Annotated in this window: 5 protein-coding genes; 4 read left to right on the plus strand and 1 reads right to left on the minus strand. The window is 62.6% G+C overall.

Translation table 11 applies throughout. From position 1 onward, the window contains the following. The first annotated feature begins 79 nt into the window (after window positions 1–79). From B6V73_RS18165 to B6V73_RS18175, 3 genes are all read left to right on the plus strand, one after another. Window positions 80–4,477 (plus strand): strawberry notch-like NTP hydrolase domain-containing protein, encoded by a 4,398-nt coding sequence (locus tag B6V73_RS18165; RefSeq protein ID WP_088726040.1) that lies wholly within the window; start codon window positions 80–82, stop codon window positions 4,475–4,477. After that, window positions 4,474–5,520: a toprim domain-containing protein gene (locus tag B6V73_RS18170; protein ID WP_071974420.1), complete on the plus strand. Its 1,047-nt coding sequence runs from the start codon at window positions 4,474–4,476 to the stop codon at window positions 5,518–5,520. Before B6V73_RS18165 ends, B6V73_RS18170 begins: the two co-directional genes overlap by 4 nt. 298 nt (window positions 5,521–5,818) lie before the next feature. Beyond that, window positions 5,819–6,730, plus strand: coding sequence for a DUF2493 domain-containing protein (locus B6V73_RS18175; RefSeq protein ID WP_071974419.1), 912 nt, complete (start codon window positions 5,819–5,821; stop codon window positions 6,728–6,730). A gap of 8 nt (window positions 6,731–6,738) precedes the next feature. On the opposite strand, the gene B6V73_RS18180 is transcribed toward B6V73_RS18175, so the two are convergent. Next, window positions 6,739–7,032: a helix-turn-helix domain-containing protein gene (locus tag B6V73_RS18180; RefSeq protein WP_008335665.1), complete on the minus strand. Its 294-nt coding sequence runs from the start codon at window positions 7,030–7,032 to the stop codon at window positions 6,739–6,741. Window positions 7,033–7,161: 129 nt separating this feature from the next. Here B6V73_RS18180 and B6V73_RS18185 point away from each other — a divergent pair, with 129 nt between their 5' ends. After that, complete coding sequence (locus B6V73_RS18185) at window positions 7,162–8,325, plus strand: ATP-binding protein (RefSeq protein ID WP_008335662.1); 1,164 nt, start codon at window positions 7,162–7,164, stop codon at window positions 8,323–8,325. The last annotated feature ends 417 nt before the right edge of the window (window positions 8,326–8,742 follow it).

An 8,742-nucleotide genomic window follows, 5' to 3' on the forward strand; every position in this document is an offset into this window, starting at 1 on the left:
AGGGCGGGAGGGGTGACCCCTCCCGGGTGAGAGAGTGCGCGCGGGGCTCGGGGCCAACCCTCAACCCCGGAGATTGCCGATGAACGCTCACCCCCATTCCGCCCCGCTTGCGCCCGAGCCCGAGGCCCCTGCCCGCCCGGAAGCCTCGCGCTTCGCCCAAAACCTTTTGCTGGCTGCGAAAACCCTCGTCCCCCAGTTCGAGGCGGGCAAGCCCATCGACGCCGCTGCCCTGCGCGCCGCGATGGAAGAAGCTTCCGGTGCCAGCGACACCAGTGGTGCCTGGGTCTGGAAAGACGCCTATGAGGCCGCCGAGGTCGCCCAGATTTTGATGCTGTCGCGCTATGGCGCACTGATGCAGCGTCAGGCACCTTCGCCACAGGCCTTCCTCACCATGATCGAACGTCTCGCCGGTCTGGCGCCTTCTCACACGCGGCGTTCTGAGGACAGCGTCCGTCTGCAACAATTCTCGACCCCTCTTCCGCTCGCGGCCATTGTTGGGCAGGCGGCAGGGTTTCGGGTCGAAGATCTGGTGCTCGAGCCATCCGCTGGCAACGGCCTTCTGGCGATCTTCGCCCGGATTGCGGGCGCGCACCTGGCGTTGAATGAACTCGCGGAGACCCGCCGCGCGTTGCTGGGACAGCTGTTCCCTAGTGCCGTCGTCTCGGATCACGATGCCGCCTCGATCGATGACCGGCTGGATCGGTCGATCACGCCCTCGGTCATCGTGATGAACCCGCCGTTTTCTGCGGCGAACCATGTCGAGGGTCGGTTCCGGCATGCCACCAGCCAGCATGTACTCTCCGCCTTGGCGCGCCTCGCGCCGGGCGGACGTCTCGTTGTCATCACTGGCGAGAGCTTCCGACCCTCGACGAAATCCTTCCAGTCGACGTTTCAGCGGATTGGCCAAAGCGCCGACGTGGTGTTTTCCGCCGCCATCGACGGCAAGGTCTTCGCACGGCATGGCACCACGATCGACACGCGGCTGACGGTAATCGACAAGCGTGTAGTCTACGAAAGCGAGACCGCACCTGTCGACAACGCGACCACCTACCATCCGATCTGCGCGACAACGGCCGATCTTCTCAACGCGGTGCTGACCCACTGCCCGGAGCGCCGCAGCCCCCCACCCTGCCCAACAACATCGGCCCTCTCGGACCCGTCTCGGCCAACCCGCACCAACCTCCATGCCCTGCGCAATGCCGCCCGCAGAGAAAGCCGTGCGCTGGCTGCAGATCGCGCCAAACATCCCTTTGATGAAATCGAGACGACCACGCTCGACTACCTGCCGCAAGCCTGGACCGAACCCGACGGTGCGCTGCAGGACACGGTCTACGAGGCCTATGACCTTCAGGCGATCCGGATCGACGGCGCGGCTGAACATCCGACCGCGCTGGTGCAATCCGCCGCCATGGCCTCGGTCCCGCCGCCAGTGCCGACCTACCGCCCGCTCCTGCCGAAGAGCATCGTCGCGGACGGCCTTCTCTCCGCACCGCAACTCGAAAGCGTCATCTACGCGGGCAATGCGCATCAGACGCATCTCAAGGGCTGGTTCAAGCGCGGCGAGATCGAAGGCCAGCTCATGGCAGCGGCCGAGGAGGACGAAGGCGCCTTCCGCCTGCGCAAGGGTTGGTTCCTCGGTGATGGTACCGGCTGCGGCAAGGGGCGGCAGGTCGCGGGCATCATCCTCGACAACTGGCTGCAGGGACGACGCCGGGCTGTGTGGGTCTCCAAGAGCGACAAGCTCATCGAGGATGCGCGGCGCGACTGGATGGCACTCGGGGGGCGCGAAAGCGATATCGTGCCACTCTCGAAGTTCCGTCAGGGCGGCGACATCAGGCTTCCCGAAGGCATCCTTTTCGTCACCTATGCCACGCTGCGCTCAGCCGAACGCGAGGGCAAAGCCTCCCGCCTCGACCAGGTGACGTCCTGGCTCGGCGAAGGGTTCGATGGGGTCATTGCTTTTGATGAAAGCCACGCCATGGCGAATGCCGCCGGCGAAAAGTCCGACCGTGGCGACAAGAAGGCGTCCCAGCAGGGCCTCGCTGGCCTCGCACTGCAGAACGCCGTGCCAGATGCCCGCGTGCTCTACGTCTCGGCCACTGGCGCGACGGTCGTCGGCAATCTCGCCTATGCTTCGCGGCTTGGCCTTTGGGGCACCGGGGATTTCCCCTTCGTGACACGGGCCGAATTCGTTGCCGCGATGGAGGCTGGGGGAATTGCGGCCATGGAAATGATCTCGCGTGACCTGAAGGCGCTCGGGCTATATCTCGCGCGGTCCCTCTCCTATGCCGGGGTCGAGTACGAGATGCTGGTGCATGAGCTGACACCTGCCCAAGTCGCGATCTACGACAGCTACGCCGATGCCTATCAGATCATTCACACCAACTTGGAGGCGGCGCTTCAGGCGTCGGGTATTTCCTCCGAGACGGGCACCTTGAATGCCCAGGCGAAATCCGCCGCGCGGTCGGCTTTCGAGAGCAACAAGCAGCGCTTCTTCAACCATCTCATCACCGCCATGAAATGCCCCTCGCTCATCCGCGCCATTGAGGCGGACCTGGCGGCGGGGCATTCGGCGGTGATCCAGGTGGTCTCGACCAGCGAAGCGGTGATGGAACGGCGCCTCGAAGACATCCCGCCTTCGGACTGGGACGACCTGCAGGTCGATTTTACGCCGCGCGAGAACATCATGGATTACCTGATGCACAGCTTCCCAACGCAGCTTTTCGAGCCCTACACCGACGAGAATGGGGATCTGCGGTCGCGCCCTGCCCTCGATGGTGATGGCAATCCGATTATTTGCCGTGAGGCGGAGCGGCGACGGGATGATCTGATCGAACATCTTGGTGCCCTCGCCCCAGTGCAGGGTGCGCTCGATCAGATCCTCTGGCATTTTGGTGCGGACGCCGTGGCCGAGGTCACGGGGCGAAAGCGGCGCATCGTGAAGACGCGCGAGGGACGGCTCAAGGTTGAGAACCGCCCCGCCTCCTCCAACCTCGGAGAAACCCAGGCCTTCATGGATGATGCCAAGCGCATCCTTATATTCTCGGATGCAGGCGGCACCGGGCGCAGCTATCACGCCGATCTTGGGACACAGAACCAGCGCCTCCGGGTACATTACCTGCTGGAGCCGGGCTGGAAGGCCGACAATGCGATTCAAGGTCTCGGGAGGACCAACCGCACCAACCAGGCGCAGCCGCCACTCTTTCGACCCGTTGCGACCAATGTGAAGGGTGAGAAGCGGTTTCTCTCCACCATCGCGCGCCGCCTCGACACGCTTGGTGCCATCACCAAGGGGCAACGCGAGACCGGTGGCCAGAACATGTTCCGTGCCGAAGACAACCTTGAGAGCCCCTACGCGCGGGCGGCGCTGCGGCAGTTCTTCTACAAGCTGCGCGCGGGCAAGATCGAGGCCTGCTCTTACGCCAAATTCCAGGAGATGACCGGGCTGACGCTCGATGAGGCGGATGGCACGATGAAAGAAAACCTGCCGCCGATCCAGCAGTTCCTGAACCGCTGTCTTGCGCTCCGCATCGACATGCAGGACGCGATTTTCGAGGCTTTCGGCGGGTTCCTCTCGGCCATCATTGAAGACGCGCGCCAGGCGGGCACGCTCGACGTGGGCCTCGAGACCCTGCGCGCCGAAAAGTTCGTGATCGTAGATCGCAAGGTCATCTTCGAGCATGAGGCGACGGGGGCGACGGCCACCGCCCTGACCGTTGAGCGCACGGATCGCAACGACCCGCTGACCTTGCCCCGCGTCAAAGCGATCTGCGCCGATACAAATGGTGCGACACTGTGCTGGAACACCTCCTCCAAACGCGCGGCCCTGATGGTGAAGGCGCCCGCCTTCATGGACGAGGATGGTGTGCCGATCCTGCGGGTGAAACTGCTGCGGCCCATGGGAACCGAGATCCTCGCGCTTTCAGAGTTCTCGAAGTCGCACTGGGAAGAGATCAATGATGCGATGTTCGAACAGCTCTGGCAGGCCGAGGTTGACGCAGTGCCGGAGTTCACCACCTCGAAGATCACGCTTATCTGCGGGCTCCTCTTGCCGATCTGGGACCGGCTGCCCGCCGACAACATGCGCATCTATCGCCTGCAGACCGAGGATGGGGAGCGCGCCATCGGCCGTCTCGTCAGCCAGGAGCAACTCCTGAACGTCTACGCGCGGCTTGGGCTCGATTGTCAGATCGAGATGGCGCCGCAGGAGGTCTTTGCTGCGGTGATGGAAGCGAGGACGACCCTGAACCTGCTCGGCGGTTACCAACTGCGCCGCTCTATTGTCATGGGCCAGCCAAGACTTGAACTGATCGGCGCGACGGGTTCGGCCTTACCCGCACTGAAAGCGATGGGCTGTTTCACCGAGGTGATCCAGTGGAAGACGCGGGTCTTCATCCCGGTGGACGGCACCGAGGTTCTGGCGCGAGTACTCGCCGAACATCCGGTTGGCGCCAGCGGCGCGGATGCTGCCGCATGAGCGCGCGCCGCAGTATAGCAGACCTCTCGGTCGATCTGGCAGACCGTGCCGAGAGTTTCTGCCGCTGGTATTTTCCCGAGGGGCGCAAGCAGGGCAATTATTGGCAGGTTGGCGATACCTCGGGGGCCAAAGGTCAGAGCCTCGCCATCCGGCTCCACGCGCAGGGAGGGCGCAAGGCCGGGTCCTGGCAAGATTTTGCGACGGGGCAATATGGCGACCTGATCGACCTGCTGCAGGAACGGCTTGGTTCGGTCACGCTCAAAGAAACGCTGAGGGAGGCCCAGTCTTTCCTCGGCGAGGCCCCCTGCCCTACCGTAACTCGTGAAACGCAAAGGGCCGAGCGCCCGGATGCTGCCTCCAGCAAACACATCCCGCGGGCGCGGAGACTTTTCGCCGCTGGCAAGCCGGTCCTTGGCACATTGGCTGCCACCTATCTGCAGGGGCGCGGGATCACACGGCTCGGCCCGGCCCTGCGTTATCACCCGCGGGTCTTCCTGCGGCACGGCACGGACGACGCCGATCCGCCGCAAAGGGCCCCTGCCCTGCTCGCGAAGATCACAGACAATCGGGGCCAGATCACCGGATGCGCGCGCACCTATCTTGACCCGTCCACCGGCGGGTTGGCCGCGATCGAGAGTCCGAAACGGATCCTCGGGCAGCTGCACGGCCATGCCATCCGCTTTTGGTCCCTAACGGGCCACTCTGATCTCATCGTCGGCGAAGGTCTCGAGAACTCCCTCTCGGTTGGCACCGCTCTCCCGGAGTTCGATCTCGCCTCCTGTCTTACCGCCACCCATCTCGGCCTCTTCATTCCGCCGCCGGGCGTCAAGCGTATATGGATCGCACGGGACAACGACGAAGCTGGTCACAATGCATCAATGAGATTGCGTAACCAACTGGAATCGCTTGGAATTACCTGTGGTGACCTCGTGCCGCGCATGGGCGATTTCAACGACGATCTGCGGGCATTCGGCAAGGATGCGCTGCGCCGCTCCGTGCTCAAGGCCATGAAAGCACATGGTCTGGAGATCGAGGACGGGTAACCGCCAACCTCCCTTGTGATGTCCGACAGGGCAAAGGGTACGCCGGTTCGATCTGATCCCGTTTGGACAAGGGGAGCGATGGACCGGCGGGTCGGGGCTGAGTGCCCCTCGCCCGGGCAGCAATGCGCCCCGAACCAGAAAATTCCCCTGAGCCTTCGGCTCATTCCTCGCGGGACCAATTTTCCGGCCCGCGGCGCATTCTCCGCTGTGCTCCGATCCTGACGGATGCGGCCCGATCGCCGCCGGTCCTGGTATCGCCCCATCCAAATCGGGTCAGATCAAACAGAGGAACCAGAAAATGCCCCATCAGACAGACATCCAAGAGGAGACCGGCGTGACCTCCGCCATCCTCGACCACCTGGCGCTTCACGGCGCAACGCCCGGGCCCGGCGAGACCGATCATCGCCCCCTACCCCAGCCCGACGAGGTCGAGCTCGCCATGGCGACGCTCTTTGACACCACCATCGGCCTCCTCACCGGCAGCCAGTTGGAAGACAATCTCGAAGAGATGCTCTGGTCCCTCACCTCGATCTTCCATCGCCGGCTCACCCATATCCAGAAGCTTCTCGACGACAACGAATTTGAGGTCCGGGAAAGTCTGGCGATCCAGGACGGCTCCGAGGTCGCCTCAGTCGAACTCGAGCGCCTCCAGATGATCGGGCTCAAGCTCTGGGACCATCGCGACGCCTTCGAGCAGATGCGCGATCTGGCCGTGGATCACTTCTCGGCCGCCACCGGTTCGCCCTGGCTACCCCGCACCGGATCCAAGGTCTCGCATCGCGGTCTCACCTCCGCCGTGGTGGACAGCCGGGCCTATCTCTCGGCCAAGCGCCGCAAGGAGGCCGAAGTGCACTGCCCCGAAGGTACGCGGATCGCTTTCTCGGGCGGGGACTATCACGCCTACGATCTGATCTGGTCCGTCCTCGACGCTACGCACGCCAAATACCCCGACATGGTGCTGCTGCACGGCGGCACGCCCAAAGGTGCCGAGATGATCGCGGCCCGCTGGGCAGATACCCGTGGTGTCACCCAGGTGGTCTTCAAGCCCGACTGGAAGAGCCACGGCAAGGCTGCCCCCTTCAAGCGCAATGACAAGATGCTCGAGACCATGCCCCAGGGTCTGATCGCCACCCCCGGTTCGGGCATCACCGAGAACATTGTCGACAAGGCCCGCAAGCTCGGAATCCGCATCAAGAGGATCGGGGCTTAGGCCCCGGTTCACGCCCCGCGCAAGAGGTCCTGTACGACGGAAGGCTTCTTGGCGATCAATGCCAGCAGAACCTGTGCTGGGCCTGTCGGGTGCCGGCGCCCGTGTTCCCAGTTCAGGAGCGTACCTTTCGCGACGCCAATGCTCTTGGCGAACTCGGCCTGGGACAGGCCCGTCCGTTGCCGGACTTCGGCGACATCGACCTCCGCCACGGACACTTCATGCACTTTGGCGTCGGCCAAATCGCCATTCGCGAAGGCCAGAGCCTCTTCGAGGCCCTTGGATACAGATTTGAATGCACTCATTTTGCGTCGATGCTCCTTGGCCACGGCTGTTTTGCTGGGGCAGTAAGATACTTCGGCTTGAGCAACTAGCTATGGCCGTAGGTAAGATTAACCTTGCAAATCTTCCGTATCGTGGAGTAATTGCAAGGTATGTACAAACGCAAGACCCAACAATTCGTTCAGTCTTCCTTGGAGAGCCAAGCGGCTGTGGTCCTTCTCGGCCCCCGACAGGTCGGAAAGACAACACTTGCACTCGACATCGCATCAGAGCGCCCATCTGTCTATCTCGACCTTGAGCGTGAGGCGGACAGGCAAATCCTGACTGAACCAGATCTCTATCTGGACGAACAGGCGGGCAAACTCGTCATCCTCGACGAGGTGCAGCAGATGCCTGACCTCTTCAGAACCTTGCGCGGCCAGATCGATCAGCGTCGGCGGGCCGGGTTTCGGACGGGACAGTTCCTGCTATTGGGATCGGCTTCCAATATCCTCTTGCACCAAACGGCGGAATCCCTCGCCGGTCGTGTTCGATATGTTGAAATGCCCCCCTTGCAGCCTGACGAGGTGGGGGCCGATCAGTTGAACTTGCTCTGGCTGCGCGGCGGCTTTCCCGACAGCTTTCAGGCCGCGAGCGATCGGGCAAGTATGGACTGGCGTCTGGATTTCCTGCGCACCTATCTGGAGCGAGACATCCCTGCCCTCGGACCTCGGATTCCGGCAGCGACCTTGCGGCGGTTCTGGACGATGCTTGCGCATGTCCAGGGCGGCCTTCTGAACGCCGCGGCCCTTGCCGAGGGATTGGGCGTGTCCGGCCAGACCGTTGGGCGCTACCTCGATCTGCTCGTCGATCTCATGCTGGTGAGACGCCTGCAGCCCTGGCACGAGAATGTCGGCAAGCGTCTGGTGAAATCGCCAAAGGTCTATGTGAGAGACAGCGGCATCGTGCATGCGCTGTTGGGCATCGGCACGACAGAAGGCTTGCTCGGGCACCCGGTCGTCGGTGGCAGTTGGGAGGGGTTCTGTATCGAGGCGCTTCTTGCTGCCGCCCCTTTAGGCACCGAACCTTTCTTCTATCGCACTTCGGCCGGTGCTGAACTCGACTTGGTTTTGCGTTTGCCAAGCGGCGACATCTGGGCTGTTGAGATCAAACGGACGACTGCACCAAAGGTTTCGAGAGGATTTCACACAGGGGCCGAGGACATTGGAGCCAACCGAAAGCTCCTGGTCTATGCCGGTGAGCATGAGGTCCCCGTCGCGAAGGACATTCGAGCGTTACCACTGGCACATGCAATCGAGTTGTTGAGCGCGCTATGACCTCGTTTTTATCTCTGGCTCAGGACACTTCCATTGGTCTGAGGATAACAGCGACACGCGAAGAATCTCAGAGCCAGGTCTGGCCATTAGTCGGGCACCAGAGCGGATGAGTGTCTGGCAACTCGATGGTATCTGGACGCCTGCATCTCCGAATGCGAACGCAAACGCCCCTGTGATGCCACGGAAGGATGGGCGAATGCTCTGCCGTTGCCATCGATTTGTGATCTGACGGCTTTGGTCTTCGAAGAGTCTTGAAGTTTGGATGGACGAGAAGACAATCCCTACTCCTTGCGGCATCTCTCTCGTCTGTTCCCCTACTTTCCTTCATGGCCACCGCACTTCTCCCTTTGTCTGAGTTGCATGACATGCTGGTCGCAGCTGTCGTCCCGTCCACAAAGGTTGTCGCCGATCTTTTTC

It is taken from the genome of Thioclava sp. JM3 (assembly GCF_002213185.1).
GTDB lineage: Bacteria > Pseudomonadota > Alphaproteobacteria > Rhodobacterales > Rhodobacteraceae > Thioclava > Thioclava nitratireducens.